Origin of the sequence: Pseudomonas putida (genome assembly GCF_026625125.1) — a bacterium.
Lineage (GTDB): Bacteria > Pseudomonadota > Gammaproteobacteria > Pseudomonadales > Pseudomonadaceae > Aquipseudomonas > Aquipseudomonas putida_X.
Map to the genome: position 1 here is coordinate 2,786,424 of NZ_CP113097.1, position 17,760 is coordinate 2,804,183.

15 protein-coding genes are annotated in these 17,760 nt (G+C 63.2%); 4 read left to right on the forward strand and 11 right to left on the reverse strand.

The features are described from left to right. Positions 1–5: 5 nt before the first annotated feature. Positions 6–2,075, forward strand: a complete 2,070-nt coding sequence (locus tag OSW16_RS12830) for a hybrid sensor histidine kinase/response regulator (protein ID WP_267823643.1) — start codon at positions 6–8, stop codon at positions 2,073–2,075. 63 nt (positions 2,076–2,138) lie between these two features. Here OSW16_RS12830 and OSW16_RS12835 read toward each other — a convergent pair whose 3' ends face one another. From OSW16_RS12835 to OSW16_RS12855, 5 genes are all read right to left on the reverse strand, one after another. Then, the gene (locus OSW16_RS12835; RefSeq protein WP_267823645.1) at positions 2,139–2,693 is read right to left on the reverse strand and encodes a PqiC family protein; all 555 of its coding nucleotides are present in this window, start codon (positions 2,691–2,693) and stop codon (positions 2,139–2,141) included. A 17-nt stretch (positions 2,694–2,710) separates the two neighbouring features. Continuing rightward, positions 2,711–4,366: an intermembrane transport protein PqiB gene (locus tag OSW16_RS12840; RefSeq protein ID WP_267823647.1), complete on the reverse strand. Its 1,656-nt coding sequence runs from the start codon at positions 4,364–4,366 to the stop codon at positions 2,711–2,713. Next, on the reverse strand, positions 4,347–4,991 hold the full coding sequence (locus tag OSW16_RS12845) for a paraquat-inducible protein A (RefSeq protein ID WP_267823649.1): 645 nt from the start codon (positions 4,989–4,991) through the stop codon (positions 4,347–4,349). The genes OSW16_RS12840 and OSW16_RS12845 overlap by 20 nt, the downstream gene beginning before the upstream one ends. Beyond that, positions 4,988–5,584: a paraquat-inducible protein A gene (locus tag OSW16_RS12850; protein WP_241806977.1), complete on the reverse strand. Its 597-nt coding sequence runs from the start codon at positions 5,582–5,584 to the stop codon at positions 4,988–4,990. Before OSW16_RS12850 ends, OSW16_RS12845 begins: the two co-directional genes overlap by 4 nt. A 179-nt stretch (positions 5,585–5,763) precedes the next feature. After that, positions 5,764–7,416, reverse strand: a complete 1,653-nt coding sequence (locus OSW16_RS12855) for a mechanosensitive ion channel family protein (protein ID WP_267823651.1) — start codon at positions 7,414–7,416, stop codon at positions 5,764–5,766. 189 nt (positions 7,417–7,605) lie between these two features. Here OSW16_RS12855 and OSW16_RS12860 point away from each other — a divergent pair, with 189 nt between their 5' ends. After that, positions 7,606–8,223: a dTMP kinase gene (locus OSW16_RS12860; protein WP_267823653.1), complete on the forward strand. Its 618-nt coding sequence runs from the start codon at positions 7,606–7,608 to the stop codon at positions 8,221–8,223. A 12-nt stretch (positions 8,224–8,235) separates the two neighbouring features. Here the strand turns inward: OSW16_RS12860 and OSW16_RS12865 are convergent, their stop codons facing one another. From OSW16_RS12865 to OSW16_RS12890, 6 genes are all read right to left on the reverse strand, one after another. After that, on the reverse strand, positions 8,236–9,180 hold the full coding sequence (locus tag OSW16_RS12865) for a PDR/VanB family oxidoreductase (protein ID WP_267823656.1): 945 nt from the start codon (positions 9,178–9,180) through the stop codon (positions 8,236–8,238). Next, positions 9,177–10,607 carry an amidohydrolase family protein gene (locus OSW16_RS12870; RefSeq protein ID WP_267823658.1) on the reverse strand — a complete coding sequence of 477 codons (1,431 nt, stop codon included), beginning with the start codon at positions 10,605–10,607 and terminating at the stop codon, positions 9,177–9,179. Before OSW16_RS12870 ends, OSW16_RS12865 begins: the two co-directional genes overlap by 4 nt. 16 nt (positions 10,608–10,623) lie before the next feature. Next, on the reverse strand, positions 10,624–11,352 hold the full coding sequence (locus OSW16_RS12875; protein WP_172655317.1) for an ABC transporter permease: 729 nt from the start codon (positions 11,350–11,352) through the stop codon (positions 10,624–10,626). 111 nt (positions 11,353–11,463) lie between these two features. After that, positions 11,464–12,318, reverse strand: coding sequence for an ABC transporter ATP-binding protein (locus tag OSW16_RS12880; protein WP_267823660.1), 855 nt, complete (start codon positions 12,316–12,318; stop codon positions 11,464–11,466). 66 nt (positions 12,319–12,384) lie between these two features. Further along, the gene (locus tag OSW16_RS12885) at positions 12,385–13,410 is read right to left on the reverse strand and encodes an aromatic ring-hydroxylating oxygenase subunit alpha (protein WP_267823662.1); all 1,026 of its coding nucleotides are present in this window, start codon (positions 13,408–13,410) and stop codon (positions 12,385–12,387) included. Positions 13,411–13,449: 39 nt separating this feature from the next. Beyond that, complete coding sequence (locus tag OSW16_RS12890; RefSeq protein ID WP_241806909.1) at positions 13,450–14,463, reverse strand: ABC transporter substrate-binding protein; 1,014 nt, start codon at positions 14,461–14,463, stop codon at positions 13,450–13,452. A gap of 644 nt (positions 14,464–15,107) precedes the next feature. On the opposite strand from OSW16_RS12890, the gene OSW16_RS12895 reads away from it, so the two are divergent. After that, positions 15,108–15,914, forward strand: coding sequence for an outer membrane protein OmpK (locus OSW16_RS12895; protein ID WP_241806910.1), 807 nt, complete (start codon positions 15,108–15,110; stop codon positions 15,912–15,914). A gap of 205 nt (positions 15,915–16,119) precedes the next feature. Beyond that, a complete protein-coding gene (locus OSW16_RS12900) occupies positions 16,120–17,742 on the forward strand; it encodes a methyl-accepting chemotaxis protein (RefSeq protein ID WP_267823665.1) in 1,623 nt (540 codons plus the stop codon). The last annotated feature ends 18 nt before the right edge of the window (positions 17,743–17,760 follow it).

Consider the following 17,760-nt stretch of genomic DNA (forward strand, 5'->3'; position numbering starts at 1 on the left):
AGGTTATGGATCGCGAAAGTCCTGGCATTTACAGCCCTACTGGCGCGTCTGCAGCGCAGAACCAGGAACATGCGTTTCCAACCAATACTGCAGAGCGATTGCAGCTGGCGCTCGATGCAGGTGCCATCATCGGCACCTGGTTATGGGATATCCCCAACAACCAGGTCACAGCCGATGAGCGCTTCTCCCGATCCTTCGGGCTGTCGGCAGACAGGTGCATGGCGGGCATACCGATCGAAGAAGCGTTCGCCTCCATTCACCCGCACGACCGTGAGCGAGTCTGGGCAGACATCCAGCAAGCGATGGACCGTGGTGGGGCATTCAGGTGCGAGTACCGGGTGCGTCACGACGATGGCGGCTACAGATGGGTCGAGGCCAATGGCCGCGCACAGCACGACCTGCAAGGTGTGGCTGTGCGCTTCCCTGGCATACTCATGGATATCGAGTCGCGGCGTTCGGCAGAGGCTGAGCGCGACAGGATGTCGGCCCTTTTGCGAACATTCACGGCAGCGGTGCCCGGGGTTGTCTATGCCAAGGACCTGGCGGGGCGCATGCTGGTGGCCAACCATGGGGCCACGCAACTGATCGGCAAGCCGCCGGAGTTCTACCTGGGCAAGACCGATGTCGAGTTCCTGGAGGACAAAGCCCAGGCTCGCCAGGTGATGGAGACAGATCAGCGCATCATGCACGGCGGTGTGGCCGAGCAGATCGAGGAACGGGTCGACATGCCCGATGGCTCGGCGACCTACTGGCTGTCCATCAAGGCCCCGCTGCTGAGCGACACCGGCGAAGTCATGGGCCTGATCGGGTCCTCCATCGATGTAACCGCCCGCAAAAATGCTGAATCCAAGTTGCGTGAGCTCAACCGTACGCTGGAAGCACGCATCGAGGAAGCCGTGGCCGAGCGCGAAGCGGCCCAGGCGGCGCTGCGTCAGTCGCAGAAGATGGAAGCGGTCGGCCAACTGACCGGGGGGATTGCCCACGACTTCAACAACCTGTTGGCAGGCATCACTGGCAGCCTGGACCTGATCAAGCTGCGTTTGAACCAGGGGCGGGTCGCGGACGTGGAGCGTTACTTGTCGGTAGCGCAAGGGGCTGCCCAGCGTGCTGCCTCACTGACACACCGCCTGCTGGCATTCTCGCGCCGCCAGACGTTGCTGCCTGAGCATACCGACGTCAATACCTTGATCAGCGATATGGAAGAGCTGATTCGTCGAACGGTCGGCCCCTCGATCAACCTGCGGGTGCTGCTCAATGCGCAGGCCAGCACGTGCCTGGTCGACCCGGCGCAAGTCGAAAATGCGTTGCTCAATCTCTGTATCAATAGCCGTGACGCCGGCGGCGGTGAGATAGCCATCAGTACATTCGACCAAGTGCTGCAGCCAGGCCTGGACCTCGATCCAGAGCTGTCCCCCGGAACGTATCTGACAGTTTGCGTGGCTGACAATGGCATCGGTATGAATGCCGAAACACTCAGCCGCGCATTCGAGCCCTTTTTCACGACAAAGCCGGTCGGTGCGGGCACCGGGCTGGGCTTGTCGATGATCTATGGGTTCGCCAAACAGTCAGGGGGGCAGGTGAAGATCGAATCGCAGGAGGGCGCAGGCACCCGCGTCTACCTGCAGTTACCCAGCCAAGCCGCCCGTGCAGGCCAGGATGCGTCTGTACGAGCGCCAGTGAAGGCGCCGCCGGTGCTATCCGGTGCCACGGTCCTGGTGGTCGACGATGAGCCCTCGGTGCGGATGTTCGTCAGCGAAGCCCTGGGCAGCTGTGGCTATGTCGTGATTGAAGCGGCTGACAGCCTGGCGGGCTTGCAACTGCTGCGCTCGGATACGCGTATCGACCTGTTGGTGACGGACATAGGCCTGCCTGGTGGCATCGACGGCCGGCAGATGGCGCAGACGGGCCGCCTTTGCAGGCCTGGGTTGCCGGTGCTGTTCATGACCGGGTATGCGCAGCCGCATGTACTGGACCAGGCCCCGATGGAAGCGCACACGGCAGTGCTGACAAAGCCGTTTGCACTCGAAGCGCTGTCGCTGAACGTCAATACGCTGCTTGGACATTCAAGCCGATAACGGCTGGACGCTGCTGTTGCGCCTCACGGTTCAGCGCGTGCAGCACTTTTGCAACGGCGGTGATCAGTGCTCGACAGGGCAAGTGCTGTTCGTCGACGAAGCCGCTTGACTGATCAGGGCCACCAGGCGCTTGACGTTGGCTTGCTGGGCGATCACAACGTCATCGATGCTATTGCCGGCCGCCGTCTGCAAGGTGCTGCGGCAAGTCAGCTGGGCATCGGCGCCGCGTGCTCGCAAGCGCCATCGTGCGTCCAGCAGGGCATACTGCCCGGGCACCGAATCGAACCGTTGCACATCCACCCGCAGTGACAGCTTGCGCGCAGGGCGGGTGTTGCTCAATTGGTCGATCAAGGCGCTGCGCAGCTCATCCACCAGGGTGGCGCCCCACCACTGCGTCTCGAGGATGGCCAGGCTGCTATTACCTTGACGGATCACCAGTTGGGGCCGGTCGACCTGGGGCGGCACGCTGACACTTTCAAGCAGGATTTCGTCCGTGGCGGCGTGGGAGGACGGCGCAGGCATCGCCGGCGTGAGGGTATGGAACTGGATAGGGTCACTGCGGCAGGCGCCCAATGCCATCAGCGCGACCAGCAGGGTAATCCTTGGCAACGGGGTCATGCTCAACACTCCTGTGGTCAATTGCGTGGCGGCCCTTGCAGGTCCATCGGTGCGGCGTTGTCCGGGCGGCCACGCAGCAGGGACTCAGGGTTGCGGCCCAGGTAATCGGCGAGCTCGCGCAGCGAGCGCGACATACGGCTGAGCTCGTCCAGGGTCTGCGTCAGTTGTTCCCGCTGGGGCGAATCGTCTGCCAGTGTCGCGTTGGCAGATTTCAGCGTGCTGCTGACTTCGGCCAAAGTGCCTTGTACGCCCGGCAAGGTCTTGGCGTTGAACTGTTTCAGGCTCTTGCGCAGCTCGACCAGGTTGGCGTCCAAGTTGCTGGCAATACGTTCCAGCGGCAGCCGATTGACCTTGTCTACCATGGTCTGCAACTGCTCTTGCAGCAGCTCCAGGCTGCCAGGAATGGTCGGGATCATCACCGGTCGGGCAGTAGGGTCGAATGCCGCTTTCGGCGCTTTTGGGAAGAAATCCAGGGCAATGTACAGCTGGCCCGTGAGCAGGTTGCCACTGCGTGCCTGGGCTCGCAGGCCGTTGTCGATGAACGTCCCCATCAGTTTGGCGGCGGACGCTTCGTCATTAGGATCGTGCTGCAGGGCCTTGAGCATCTTCTCGTGCGCGCGCCCCAAGCGCTGGGGGTAGATCACGATGCCGACGTTGACCGGGAAGCTGCGCTGTTTCTCATCGAAGTCAAGGTTCACCGAGACCACGCGGCCAATCTCCACGCCCAGAAACTCTACCGGTGCCCCCACCTTCAGGCCGCGCATCGCCTGGTCGAAGCGCAGTGCCAGGTACTGCGCCTTGCCGGCGGGCGGTGCCAGCGCGCTGGCCTGGTCGGCGAACAGCTCGAAGCGCTGGTCTTCACTGGCGGCGCTGTCATTGGGGTTGTAGTCCGGTGCACGGAAGGCGATGCCCCCGACCAGAATGGAAGACAGCGATTCGGTCTTTAGCGCGAAGCCATTGGCGCCGACGTCTATGTCAATGCCACTGGCGTTCCAGAAGCGGGTGTTGGCGGTCACGAAGGCATCGTTGGGCGCGTGGACGAAGATCTCTACATCAACCCCTCTGCCATCCTTGTCCAGGGCGTAGGCGACCACCTGGCCGACCGGGATCTTGCGGAAATACACCGGGGAGCCGATGTCCAGCGAGCCCAGGTCCTGGGTGTGCAGGGTGAAATGCTTGCCGGGCTCGCCGTAGGTGATGGCGGGTGGGTTTTCGAGGCCGGTGAAATGTTTGACCCGGGTGTTTGACTGGCCGATGTCGGCGCCGATGTAATCGCCCGAGAGCAGGGTGTCTATGCCCGACACGCCGCCGGCACCGATCCGTGGGCGGACCACCCAGAATTTCGAGTCCTCACGGGTGAAGCCTTCTGCCTGCTTGTCGAGCTTGACGGTGGCGTTGACGTTCTTCTGGTCGTTGCTGAGTGCGACCTCGGTCACGTGGCCGATCACGACGTTGCGATAGCGTACTTCGGTCTTGTTGGCTGCAAGCCCGGCACCGGTCTTGAAGGTGAGGGTAATGGTCGGGCCTTCCTGCATGAGGTTGTGCACCACCAGCGAGAGGCCCACAAGCACTGCCACGATCGGCACGATCCACACCAGTGAAAAGCTGAACCGACGGGTCTTGACCTGTGCCTTGCCCGGCACGGCTGGGCTGTCATTGCTGGATGGGTTCATCCATGAGCTCCTTGTCAGGTGGCGTGTCCCAGATCAGACGGGGGTCGAAACTCATCGCAGAAAGCATGGTGAACACCACCACCAGGCCAAAGAACAGAATGCCGGGGCGCGGCTCGATATCGCCCAGCGCCTGGAACTTCACCAGCGCCGCAACCAGGGCAACGACCAGCACATCGAGCATCGACCAATAGCCGATCAGTTCAACGAACCGGTAGAGCTTGGAGCGCTGCTGTTGCGCCCAATGGCTGCCACGCTGGACCGTGATCAACAACATCGACAATGCCATGAACTTCACGCCTGGCACGGCGATGCTGGCAATGAAGATGATCAGCGCGATATCCCAGGCGCCGTGCTCCCAGAACTCGATCACGCCGCTCATGATGGTGCTGTCGGCACCGCTGCCGAGCATGGTGGTGTTCATCACCGGCAGCACGTTGGCCGGTATGTAGAAGGCAAGCGCCGCGAAAAGGTAGGCCCAGGTACGGCCCAGGGAATTGGTCTTGCGCCGATGCAAGGGGGCGTCGCAACGGGGGCACCGATGCGGTTCGTCGCGCATGTCGCAGGCGAGCCCACAACTGTGGCAAAGGCACAGGTTGAGTTCGCTGGCGGTTGGCGGCCTGTTCATGGCATATCCCACAGGTCGCGGATGTCCCGGCCGGCAATGCGGATCATCAGCAGGCTCAGGGCGGCCAGTGCGAGCAGGCCGATGCCCGGCAGCACATCGAGCATCCCGGCGAGCTTGAACACCGCCACCATCGCGCCGAGCAGGCACACTTCCAGCATGCTCCAAGGGCGCAGTGTCTCCAGCCAGCGCATGCACAGCTTGAATGCCGGTGAGCGGCGGGCGGCAAGGGCGTAACCCAGGACCCAGATGAGCAGAAGCAGTTGGAATGCCGGGGCGATGATGATCGAGATGGCCGCGACCATGGCCATGAACGTGATCGGCCCCTGGCTCAGTGCCAATACCGAATCCCACAACGTGGCGCTGTTCTTCAGGCCCTTCAGGCTGATGCTCATCACTGGATAGAAGTTGGCGAACAACCACAGCACCGCGGCCGTGAGCGTGAGCGCCAGGCGTTGCTCCACCGTCAGGCCATTGTGCCGCTGCAGCACACCGCCACAGCGGGCGCACAAGGTCTTCTGATGCTTGGCGAGCAGTGCTTTCTCGTACACGCAGTCGCAGTGCTCGCAGATGATCAATCGCTCTGTCGGGGGCATCATGACGCTCTGGTCAACTGAGGGCAGGCCTTTGTGAATATAGAAGCGCTGCTGTATTAGGCAAATGTTGTGCGAACAAACTGTAAACCCGTGGGCCAGCGCATTCAGTCGGCCCTATCGCTAACTTTGCCCGATAGCACCGCTGGCGGCCTGCGGGCCGGTAAGCATTGCCCTGATGCTCAGCTGACCGGGCCTTGTTCAGGGGAGTGGGGGCTGGCCGGGGCGGTATGCCACTGCTCTTTGGGTACCCATTTGGCCTGCTCGGGGTCATCCAGGTAGTGCGGGGACATGATCTGCACCCCATATTCGTTGAACACGTCCTGAATGTTGGCGTGCAACAGGCTCAGCAGCAGCGCGCGCGGCCTGGGCTCAGCGGGAACGGCCTGCGCGACCAGGCGGTATTCGGGGTAGAAATCCGAGAGAGCCGTCTGGAACACCTGTGGTCTGGGGTCCTGGAGTACGCCGTCGGTGCGCCGTGCCGCTTCCAGCAACATGGCCTCCACCTGTCGCCAAGGCGTGTCGTAGCCGATGGTCACAACCGTGTCCACGACATAGCCTTGCCCTTGCACGATACGCGAGTAGTTCTTGGTCACCGCCCCTGTAATCATGGAGTTGGGCAGCGTCAGGACTTCGCCGAGCCCGGTTCTGATCGTCGTGGTGAACATCCCCACTTCGGTCACTGTGCCTTCGTATTCGCCCACCCGGACGAACTCGCCGGCCCGAAGGGTACGGGTGTAGGTCAGGATCAAACCGGCTGCGCCCTGGCCGATGACGCTGGTCGCCCCCAGTGAAATCATCAAACCGATCAACACCGACAGCCCTTTGAAGGCATCGGTGCCTGAACCTGGCAGATACGGGTAAGCCATCACCAGCGCGAACAGCCAGATGGCCAGCGAGGTCAGGCGCATGGTGGGTTGCAGGGTTTCGGCGGTGAGCCAGGTCAATGTGCCCGGGCGGGCCATGCGCCGCAGCACACGTTTGGAAAAGGCGCTGATGCCACGGGCGATGAAGAAGATCGAGATGGCCACGGCAAGGCCCGGCATGGCACGCAGAATGCCGCTGACCAGGTACCTGAACAGCTCCATCAAGTGGATATTCAGGCTTTCGCCCCAGGAGCGGGTGTAGGGGAACTGCGACAGCACGAACCCCAGCCACTGGTAACAGAGCAGCAGCACGATCAACCAGTACAACAGCCACAGTGAGCGGTCGATCAGGTAGTAGAGGTTCTGCAGATCGAACAGCGGCGTGTGCCCGACCTTGAAGCGCTCGGAGTGTTTGCCCATCAGGCGGGGCAACAGGCCCAGCAGCTTGCTGCGACCCAAACCTGCAGCCTTGAGCAGCAGGACGAACACCAAGGTGGCGGCCGCCGAGTAGCCCACCGCCGTCAACAGGAACTTCAGGCTGCGTGCCTGGCGGGTTTCCTCGACCACCAGGCGCAGGTTTTCGGCAGCACGTTCGGCAGCCTCGTTTGGCGTGATGGCGTCGGCTGCGGCATCGAGCGGTGTAACGATGAAGGCGCGACGGCCCCCCAGCAACACCAGATAACTGTTCAGGATAGGGTCGGTCCTGACTTGCAGGTCGTTGTCTTCCTGCAGGGTTTCTTCGATCAGGCTCTTTGCCCGCTGGGCGCGCGCCTTGGGCGTTTCGCCCAGCAAGGTAGAACGAAAGACGAAAACCGTGCGGTTGATGACCGTGAGCGCGGCTGGCTCGGCAATGACGCCCTCGACACCTGTGGCGGGCTGCTCGCCGTCGGCGTTAACGAGGGGAGAGACGATCATGTACAACCCCAGAATCAGCCAAGCCACCCGCCCAGACCAACGCTTGATCCCCATGCTTCACTCTCCGGCGCCTGCCTGCGAATTGTTTCCAGCATAGCCGGCTTCAGGCAACCTTCAGTGGCGTGCAGGAGTCGGCTTCATCAAGCGATGCAGGGACGTCACCACGCTGTAGAATGCTCACCTCTGCCTTCGCCAAGGAATCAAGATGCCGTTGCACCCTATGCCCACCGCAAGCGCCGCTTCATGAGCCGTTCGCTGTTCGTCTCCATGGACGGGCCCAAGGGCACCGGCAAAACTACATTGTTGGAGTCCGTCACCCAGGCACTGCGGGCTGACGGGCTGAAAGTCATCCGCATCTGCGAGCGAAAAAGCGACCCCTACAGGGCTGAAACCATGGCACTGGTCAACCAGTTCGTCAGAAACCCCAGCCCGGACCTTGAGCTGGCGATCTGTGAGCGCTTTGCCCAGAGCCGTGCGTGGATATCCCGGCACGTGCTGGCCAGGCAGCCGCCGGACAGCATCATCCTGATCGACCGCTGGTACCCTTCGGACGCTGCATTTCGCCGGCTGATCCCGTTCCCTGGGATTCTGCGCCTGAACACCGCTTGTGATGTGCGCATACCCGACCTGCATGTGGGGGTGGTCACCGCCCCGGCTATTTCATGGGCGAGGGCGACGGCACGCACGCGCGGGTTGAGCAGCACGGTGATGCACAGGTTCGAAGAGCATGTGGCCTGTACCCAGGCCTTCGAGCGAGCCGTTGCAGACAACGGCTGGCTGATGTGCCGCAATGAAGGGACGATCGAAGACGCTACGCTGCAGGTGGTTTCAGCGATTCAGCGCGTGCTTCGACGCCCTTAGCGCGTGCCTCGTTCAGGCGTCGAGCACCAAGCGCGAAGAGCGCGCCCCTGAGACACACGGCGTGATCCATTCCCCGCTGCTGCGTTGAGCTTCGGTCAGGCACTCGTCACGGTGCTCTGGCGTGCCCTCGATGACCCGGCACATGCACGCGCCGCAAATGCCCATGCCGCACGAGATGGGCAGGTCCACCCCGACCCGCGCAGCGGCTTTCAACAGGCTCTCGCCCGTTTGTACCTGCACCTCATGCCCGCTGCGCTGCAACACCAGTGTGCAGCTGGAATGGGTTGCGGCTGTGGGCTCGCCGGGCTTGAAGTGCTCGCGGCACAGGGCCGATGCTGGCCAGCCCTGGTTGAGAGCGGCGTGCTCCACACTGTCCATGAACCCTGCGGGCCCGCAGCAATACACGCTGGCGTGGGGCTGCCAAACGGGCAACAGCTCGCTCAAGGCTTGCTTGATCTGCGCAGCGCGCAAGCCGCTGAATACTTCGATGGGCAGGCCCTGGCGCTGGACCAGCGGCAGCGGGTGCGCATCACGGGTGAAATACAGCAGGCGCGCCGCGCGCCCTTGGGCCAGGCATTGGCGGTACATCGGTAGCAGAGGCGTGATGCCGATGCCGGCCGCCAGCAATACCACTGAACCTGTCCCCGGTTGCAGGGCAAACTGGTTGCGCGGGGTGCCGACCTCGATCCGTGCACCCAGGCGCAGGTGCTCGTGCAGCCACTGTGAACCGCCGCGTGAGGCAGGCTCACGCTTGATACCCAGGTACAGATGGCCCTCCTCGGGCAGGCTGACCACCGAATACTGGCGGACCATGCCGTTGCCCAGGCGCAGGTCGACATGGGCGCCGGCGGCCCAGCTCAGCGGCAGCGGTGCGCCGCCCGGCGTGCCGAGCTCGACACCCAGCACGTCGTCAGCTTCCAGGCGCAAGGCGCGTACTTGCAATGAGGTCCAGCTCATGCGCGCACCCCCGCAGCGCGCTGCAGGCGCAGCACGGCCTCACGGGCCTGGCTACCGAGTTCGGCGAGGTCCAGGCCAGGGATCGTGTCGTTGTCCACGCTCAGGCGCCCACCTACCAACAAGGCCCGCAAGGTCGGCCGACCACCCCCCACCACGGGCGCAATGCCCGGGTCATGCAAGCCGAAGTACCGCGGCTGGTCCAGGCGGTAGACGGCCAGGTCCGCGGCCATGCCAACCTGCAGCGTGCCAAGGGCGTTCAGCCCGAGCACCTGAGCCCCACCGGCGGTGCCCCAACGCACCACGTCTTCCACGCTGGCGGCATGGGCGCCGCCTTCCAGCTCGCCGCCTGCATAGTCGGGCAACGCCCGCTCACCGGCCTTGGCCCGTTGCATCAACCAGGCGGCGTGGGTTTCGCTGATCATGTCGCAGGCTTCGTTGGAGGCTGCGCCGTCGACACCGATCGAGATCGGCATGCCGGCCGCTTCCATCGCCAGGATATCGGCGATGCCGCTGCCCAAACGCCCGTTGCTTTGCGGGCAGTGGGCAATGCCGGTACCGGTGGCGCCCAGCAGGCGGATTTCCTCGCGGCTGAGCTTGACCAGATGGGCGAACCACACGTCAGCGCCGAGCCACTCGTGCTCTGCGCAGAACGCCACCGGAGACAGGTTGTAGCGGCGCTGCACCTCGTTCTGGTACTCCACCGTTTCGCTCAGGTGGCTGTGCAGGCGGATGCCCAGCTGGCGTGCAGCGCGGGCGGTTTCGCGCAGGTGCTCTGGCGGCATCGAGTAAGGCGGGCTGGTGGGCGCCATCACCACCCGGCGCCAGGCGTCGGGGGCAGGGTCGTGGTAGGTGCGCACCAGCCGCCCGACGTCATCAAGGTACTGTTCGAGGGTTTCCGGGCCGGCACTGGCGGCGCCTTCGGCCTGGCGCACCTGGGTTGCGCCGCCTCGGCACAGCACGAAACGCAGGCCTAGTCGCTCTGCCTCCTCGAACAGAATCTGCGCGCTATCAAAGGCCATGCCTGGCAGGTACAGGTAATGATGATCAGCGACCGTGCTGCAGCCGGAGCGGGCAAGCTCGACCAGGCCGATACGCGCGGCCAGGCGGAAGCTGTGCTCATCGAACAGGCCGCGGTAGCGATAGGGCACCGCGGCCAACCACGCCCCCAGGCTGTGATCGATGCCAGCCGGGATCCCTTTGAGAAGTGACTGGAACAGATGATGATGGGTATTCACCCAACCTGGGTAAACCACGCAGTCGGTGGCGTCGAGCACCTGCTCTGCGGCCAGCGGTTGCAAAGCGCCGAGGGCAGCGATGCGCCCTTGGCTGATACGGATGTCCGGCCCGGCGTGGCGGGCGGCTGCGCCGGGCAGGCCGGTGAGGATGGCGCTGGCGTTGCGGATCAGCCAGCTGTCGGTAGGGTTCATGAGGGGCTCCAAGGGCTTAACCCAGTTCACTTTCGTGCCAGTGGCGCAGGCTCAAACGTGCCAGCAAGGCCATCAGGCTGAACAATGCGACGCCGGTCAGGGCGATCAGCACCAGGGCGGCGAACAGCCGCGGAATATTGAGCTGAAAGCCCGCTTGCAGGATCTGGTACGCCAGCCCGGCGCCGGTGCCCCCGGTGCCGGCCACGAATTCGGCCACCACCGCGCCGATCAATGCCAGGCCACTGGCAATGCGCAGGCCGGCGAAGAAGCACGGCAAGGCACTGGGAATACGCAGGCGCAACAGCACCTGCCAGCGGCTGGCGCGATTGAGGCGGAACAGGTTGAGCAGCCCCGGGTTGACGCTGCGCAGGCCCAGCACAGTGTTGGCGATGATCGGAAATACCGCCACCAGAGTGGCGCAGATCACCAGCGCCAGGGTGGTGTCGCTGCACCAGATGATGATCAGCGGTGCAATCGCCACCACCGGCGTCACCTGCAGCAATATCGCGTAGGGGAACAGGCTGGCTTCCACCAGCCGGCTCTGTACGAACACGAATGCGGCCAGGGTACCGATGACCACTGCGAGGGCGAACGAGAGGAAGGTGATCTTCAGGGTCATCCACAGCGCACCGAGCAGCATGGGCCCGTCGCTGATCAGCGTGCGGCCGATGTCGGCGGGTGATGGCACCAGGTAGACTGGTACTTGCCAGGCAATGCATGCCAGCTGCCAGAGGCCCAGCAGCACAGCGCCGACCAGCAGCGGCGAAGCGATGCGCAGCACCGTGGGGTTGTGTAGCCAGGGAGTAGAGGGTCGACTCATGTCAGGGCTCTCATGTTGTGCTCTGAAGTTATGCGCTCAAGCAGGCTCGCCGTTGGCCTGGGCCAGCAGCCGGGACAGGTGGGCGCACTGGGCGATGAAGGCGGGGGAGGTGCGGTAGGCCTCATCCCGCTGCAGCGGGCCGTCGATGGGCACATCGGCGATCACCCGCCCGGGTCGGGCACCCATCACCACCACCCGCGATGACAGGTACACCGCCTCGAAGATGCTGTGGGTGACGAACACCACGGTCAGGTCGCGCTGGGCCCAGAGCTGGCGCAGGTCGCTGTCGAGCTTGTTACGGGTGAACTCGTCCAGGGCGCCGAACGGCTCGTCCATCAACAGCAGGTTGGGTTCGGTGGCCAACGCCCGGGCGATCGATGCGCGCATCTGCATGCCGCCCGACAACTCGCGGGGGTAGGCCTGGCCGAACGCGCCCAGGCCAACCAGCTCCAGCGCCGCCTGTACCTTGGGCTGGCTGTGGGCTTTGGGCATGCCGGCGAGGTCAAGCGGCAGGCGCACGTTGTCCTGCACCTTGGCCCAGGGCATCAAGGTCGCCTCCTGGAACACCATCGCCAGGCTACGCCCCGCACCGGTGCCCAATGGCTCGCTGCCTGGGGCATCCTTGCCCCACCAGCGCACGTGGCCTGCCGAGGGTTGTTCAAGGCCGGCGAACATTTTCAACAAGGTGCTTTTGCCGCAGCCTGACGGGCCCAGCAACGACACGAACTCGCCGCGCTGGATCGCCAGCTTGACGCGGTGCAGGGCGACGGTGCCGTTGCTGTAGGTCTTCTCGACCTGGTTGGCGAACAGCGGCGTATCGCCACCCAACGCGTCGGCGTTGGGTGGCGCCTGCAGCTGGGCGCGGGTTTCGGATAGGGTCTGCATCAACATGGCGCTCTCCCATAAGGTCATGAGCGGTTGCATATGCCCCGGCACACCGGGGCGCCGAACAGGCGGTCAGTGGCTGGCGAACACTTCGCTTTCGCCGTGGGCTTCGAGCAGGCCCAGCAGTTGCCGGCGGATCACCAGGCCTGGCTTGTCCGAGGGCATGTGCAGCTCCACACGCCGCCGGGTATCGACGCAGGCGTCCGGGTCGGTGGCCTCAAGGATGTCACGGTCTTCGGCGGTGATCGCCGCGTCCCAGTCGATCAGCGCCTGGGTCGGGCAGTCGGTCTCGCTGTCATTGCGATAGAGCCACTGCACCAGCATCAGCCGGCCGTCATCGATCGGTGTGGCGCAGTTGTAGATGATGTGGTGGATGCCGCTGTCCGGGTACATGCAGCCAAAGCGGCGGGAGAATGGCAGGTAGTAGCGGTTGACCAAGTGGCGCTCGGTGATCGGCGCACGGGTGCCGGTAATGGCGAAGCTTTCTTCAGGGTTGCGGATGGGCACGCGGGTCTCGGCTTCAAAGCCGTAGTCGGTTTCGCGAAAGTCATAGCTGGCCGGTTGCGGCTGGTCGAACAGGCCGAAGTTGGCTTTGTGCACGAAGGAAAAATGCGAGTTGTCGAACGAGTTCTCCATTACCCGCAGCGGGCTGGTTTTCCACTCTTCATAGAACTGGAAGATACGCCGGTAACCGGGGGCGCCGTCTTCGGGGAAGTCGGGGATCGGCTGCAGCGGATCGTCCAGCGCGACCCAGGCATAGCCATACTTTTCCTGGCAATGGTAGGCCTTGACGGCTGCGCCCGGTGGTATCGCCCCCGTGGGGTTCTGCGGGATCTTCACGCAGGCGCCGCTGCAGTCATACTCCCAGCCGTGGTAGCCGCAGGCGATATTGCCGTCTTCGCTGACAAAGCCCTTGGATAGTTTGGCGGTGCGGTGGCAGCAACGGTCGCGCATCGCTACCGGGGTGCCGTCGGGGCGCTTCCAGAGGACCAGGGCTTCACCGAGCAACGTGAAGGGTTGTGGCCCGTCGTCCAGCGCCGTCATGGGCAGCAGGGCGTACCAGAAGCGTCGCAATACAGGTTGTTTGGTGACCAGCATGATCCAGTTTCCTCACGGTGTGGGTTGTTGTTACAAGGCTCAGCGGCTGGCCGCCTGGACGGTGTCGGGCTGCACATTCAGGCCTTGCACGAAGCGAGTGGTGTAGGCTTTCTGCCAAGGGGCCGCGGCGCCGAGCAGGCCGGCCTGGACCATGAAGTCGCGGGTGGCTTGCCAGCGGGCGTCATTCATCGTGCCGATGCCGTGGCTGGCAGCATCGCCACCGGTGACCAGCTGGTATTGCTTGAGCGTCGAGACGCCCCAGGCCAGCAGTTCATCGCTCATGTTGGGGTTGTCGCGCTTGATCAGCGCATTGCCCGCCGCGGGGTTGGCCAGGTAGCGTTTCCAGCCTTCGAGCGAGGCGCGGACAAAACCGGCGACCCGCTCGGGATGCTGGTCGATGACGTCCTGGCGGGTGACCACGGTGGAGCCGTAGGGCGGGTAACCGGCATCGGCGAACAGGAAGAAGTTGGGTTTCTGGCCGGCCTTGATGGCCTGGAACAGTTCCGAGCTGGCGTAGGCCTGCTGGGTGGTGTCGGCGCCGGCGAGGAAGGGCTGCAGGTTGAAGGTGTAGGGCCGTGCCTGGTTGTCCTCGAGCTGGTACTTGCCCTTGAGCCAGGGCCACCAGGTCTGCTGGCCGGACGTAGAGACCAGCACCTGCTTGTTCTTCAGGCCGTCCAGGCCGTTGACATCGGCGTGCGTCATCAAGCCCTGCGGGTCACCCTGGAAGGGTGCAGCCACCGCGACCACCGGCAGCCCTTGCTCCACGCTCTTGAGGATCTGCAGGTCGTAGTTGACGATGAAGTCGGCTTGCTTGCTGACCAGCAACTGCATGCCGTTGACCTGTGGGCCGCCCATGCGGATGGACACATCCAGGCCTTCTTTTTCGTACAAGCCATCGGCCACGGCCTGGTAAAAGCCGCCCTGTTCTGCCTGGGCGTACCAAGAGGTGAGCAACACGACTTTGTCGTTGGCCATGGCCAGGGAGGCGCTGCTGAACACTGCTGCGCCAAGCAGCGAGCGAAGCGGGTAAGTCAAAGCAAAGCGGTTTTTCATGATTGTTCTCCACCTCGATTCGAAATGCGCCAGGTGTTCGGGAACACGCCAGCGAGGACCGAGCGGAGACAGAACGCAGCAAGAGGAGGGGTGCACAGCATGCAGCAGCCACGGCTGACACTTCTCTACTTGCCCAGGGCCGGCAGGCCTCGTGCAAATCATCCGCTCGGATGTACGCCCTTTCCAAGGCGCAAGAGCAATGCCCCATGCCATGTCTGGCACTGACCGCTTCTACTCGAAGGCAGCTCAAGCCAGAAGCGTGCCAATGTGCGGCAACCGCCAAAAACGGGCTGTTCAGGTGCAGGTAGGTGTTGCGAGGGCAGGACAGTGATCCGGGAAGGTGCAGGGCAGGACTGCCGGGCGCCATTAGAGTGCGCAATCCTTGGGGGTCTGGTACTCAGTAATCCACGAAATTGGCCACAATCACCGAACTAGACTGTATTCGATCAGTTGGCACGCGCCCTGCTATGGCACAGTCGAGTAGAAGCGGTCAGTGCCAGATATGGCATGGGACATTGCTCTGGCGGCAGCACGCCGCACACCCGGCAAGGGTGGCGCCACGGTTTGCAACGTGGCCAGAGGAGAGGTCCGTCCGCTGAATCCCTTGCTGGTGAACCTCACCGACCTCGACCCAAGGGATGCCCATGAAACTCACCCCTCTTGCCTGCCTTAGCTACTGCTTCCTGCCCCTCTGTGCCCTGGCCAGTTCCGGCGCCCAGGCCGGCCCGCTGATGTGGTACGACAATAGCCTGAGCTACCTCTATGGCCACAATTACAAAGTCGACGGCACCGGCAACGACATCCAGCAGACCGTCACCTTCGAACACGCCAGCGGTTGGAGCTGGGGGGATGTGTTTCTGTTTGTCGACAACAAATGGTCCAACGGGTTGTCGGGCAATGACGGCCATACCTACTACGGTGAATTCTCTCCGCGGTTATCGCTGGGTAAGGTCAGCGGACAGAACCTGCGCTTTGGCATCGTCAAGGATGTACTGATCGCCGCCACCTACGAGCGTGGCGAGGGGCGTAATCGCAAGTACCTGCTGGGGCCTGCCGTGGACTTGACGATCCCGGGGTTCGATCGCTTTTCGCTCAATACCTATTACCGCAAGCCCGACGGGATTACCGGCAAGGCGTCAGGGCAATGGCAGATCAACCCGACCTGGGCGATGACCCTACCGCTGGGGCGGTCGGACATTCTGTTCGATGGTTACCTGGAGTGGTACGTGAATGACGTGGGCAGCAAGGGTACGTCGGATTACGTGGCCAAGAGCTTCCACTTCAATCCGCAGGTCAAATACGACGTCGGCAAGGCCCTCGGGCACACGCCGAAGCGGTTGTATGCGGGGCTCGAATGGGATTACTGGTCGGACAAGTATGGGATCGAGGACAGCCACGGGTTCCCGACGGATCAGAATGCAGTAAGTGTACTGGTCAAGGCGCATTTCTGAGAAAACATATTAGGACTGTGACGTATCCCGTTGTTTCCAAATGAGTATTGCATCGAGCGCAGCACGGGCTGCGCTCGATGCTCACGAGCGCCAAACCGATAATGTTCGATTATCGGGCGCTAACGCCCTTTATGCACTCAACCTTCTGATCGACATGCCGAACGTAATGGGTAGTACATCCCACTGCCATCCGGATACGTCCCCCATGCGCCTGCGCCATCTCAACATCGCTACTCGCTCTTACCTGAGTTTCAGCCTGATCGCTGCACTGGTCGTAGTGCTCGGGCTGTTTTCCATCAACAAGATCTCCAGCATGCGCGAAGCGGTGGTGTATACCGAGCAGGTGACCAACGTCGGCACCCGCTACCTGGGCGAAGTGCGCAGCCACATGCTGGGCCTGCGCATCATCACCATGCGCATGGCCATCGCCCGTGAGCCCGCGCAGTTGGCACCGACCCTGGCGCGCCTGGAGGTGCTCAAAGGCCTGCTCGACAAGGGTGTAGAGGGCTACGGTGCAGTATTGCCAGCGGCGGGCAAACCGGCCTTTACCGAGATGCAGCACCTGATCGACGAATACCGTGTGCTGCTCGACCAGTACAAGGCGTTGTCCGAGCAAAACCAGGTAGCCCAGATGCAGACGATGCTTAGTGGCGCCATGCAGGACATTTCCAACCGTATCGGTGAGCTATACGACAACCTGGTCAAGTTCAGCAGCGACACCGCCGAACAGCACACCGCCCACGCCCGCGCTGAGTACCAGAGTGCCCTGTACCTGACCTTCGGTGTGCTTGGCCTGGTGCTGGTGCTGACCATTGGCCTTGCCTGGTTGCTGACCCGTAGTATCGTCAGCCCGCTGCGTGAAGCCATCGACGTGGCACAGAACATTGCCCAGGGCGACCTTTCCCACACCGTGCATGCCACTGGCCGCGACGAGGCGACCCAGTTGATGCATGCCCTGGCGGCGATGCAGGCCAGCCTGAAGGACGCCCTGCGGCTGATCGGCGACTCCTCCCATCAGCTGGCTGCGGCCAGTGAACAGATGTCGGCGATTACCCAGCAAACCTCCCGCGACCTCAACCGGCAGAACGACGAGATCCAGCAAGCGGCGACTGCCGTGACGCAGATGAGCGTGGCGGTGGAAGAGGTGGCGCGTAATACCGTGAGCACCTCGGAAATCTCCCGTCAGTCCGAAGACGCGGCGCGGCGCGGTCGTCAGCGGGTGGGCGAGGCGATCAGTTCGATCGGCAAGATGAGCCAGGATGTACATGAGGCGTCGCGGCAGATCGAAGCGCTGGCGGTGCAGTCGCAGGAAGTGGGCAAGGTGCTCGATGTGATCGGCGCCATTGCCGGGCAGACCAACTTGCTGGCGCTCAACGCCGCGATCGAGGCGGCGAGGGCGGGTGAAGCGGGGCGCGGCTTTGCCGTGGTGGCAGATGAAGTCCGCGCGCTGGCAGCGCGTACCCAGACCTCGACACTGGAGATCGAGGAAATGATCAACGCCATTCGCAGCGGCACGGCGCGCGTGGTGGAGTCGATGCACAGCAACAGCCAGCAGGTGGGGCATACCCTGCAGGTGGCTGAGTTGGCCGGGCAGGCACTGGATGAGATCACCGATGGTGCGACCACGATCCATGAGCGCAATATGGTGGTGGCCAGTGCCACTGAAGAACAGGCACAAGTGGCTCGAGAAGTCGATCGTAACCTGTTGAATATTCGGGAACTTGCCGTGCAGACCTCTGAGGGCGCGGACCAGATCAGCACGGCGAGCCAGGAGCTGGCCAGCTTGTCGATCGGCTTGAACGGGATGATGAAGCGTTTTCAGCTCTGACAACCGAGGGATGATGGT

Excerpts from the sequence above, each read along its gene's own strand:
- OSW16_RS12830 (WP_267823643.1), top strand. The coding sequence starts at position 6 with ATGGATCGCGAAAGTCCTGGCATTTACAGCCCTACTGGCGCGTCTGCA.
- OSW16_RS12835 (WP_267823645.1), bottom strand. The coding sequence starts at position 2,693 with ATGACCCCGTTGCCAAGGATTACCCTGCTGGTCGCGCTGATGGCATTG.
- OSW16_RS12840 (WP_267823647.1), bottom strand. The coding sequence starts at position 4,366 with ATGAACCCATCCAGCAATGACAGCCCAGCCGTGCCGGGCAAGGCACAG.
- OSW16_RS12845 (WP_267823649.1), bottom strand. The coding sequence starts at position 4,991 with ATGAACAGGCCGCCAACCGCCAGCGAACTCAACCTGTGCCTTTGCCAC.
- OSW16_RS12850 (WP_241806977.1), bottom strand. The coding sequence starts at position 5,584 with ATGCCCCCGACAGAGCGATTGATCATCTGCGAGCACTGCGACTGCGTG.
- OSW16_RS12855 (WP_267823651.1), bottom strand. The coding sequence starts at position 7,416 with ATGGGGATCAAGCGTTGGTCTGGGCGGGTGGCTTGGCTGATTCTGGGG.
- OSW16_RS12860 (WP_267823653.1), top strand. The coding sequence starts at position 7,606 with ATGAGCCGTTCGCTGTTCGTCTCCATGGACGGGCCCAAGGGCACCGGC.
- OSW16_RS12865 (WP_267823656.1), bottom strand. The coding sequence starts at position 9,180 with ATGAGCTGGACCTCATTGCAAGTACGCGCCTTGCGCCTGGAAGCTGAC.
- OSW16_RS12870 (WP_267823658.1), bottom strand. The coding sequence starts at position 10,607 with ATGAACCCTACCGACAGCTGGCTGATCCGCAACGCCAGCGCCATCCTC.
- OSW16_RS12880 (WP_267823660.1), bottom strand. The coding sequence starts at position 12,318 with ATGTTGATGCAGACCCTATCCGAAACCCGCGCCCAGCTGCAGGCGCCA.
- OSW16_RS12885 (WP_267823662.1), bottom strand. The coding sequence starts at position 13,410 with ATGCTGGTCACCAAACAACCTGTATTGCGACGCTTCTGGTACGCCCTG.
- OSW16_RS12890 (WP_241806909.1), bottom strand. The coding sequence starts at position 14,463 with ATGAAAAACCGCTTTGCTTTGACTTACCCGCTTCGCTCGCTGCTTGGC.
- OSW16_RS12895 (WP_241806910.1), top strand. The coding sequence starts at position 15,108 with ATGAAACTCACCCCTCTTGCCTGCCTTAGCTACTGCTTCCTGCCCCTC.
- OSW16_RS12900 (WP_267823665.1), top strand. The coding sequence starts at position 16,120 with ATGCGCCTGCGCCATCTCAACATCGCTACTCGCTCTTACCTGAGTTTC.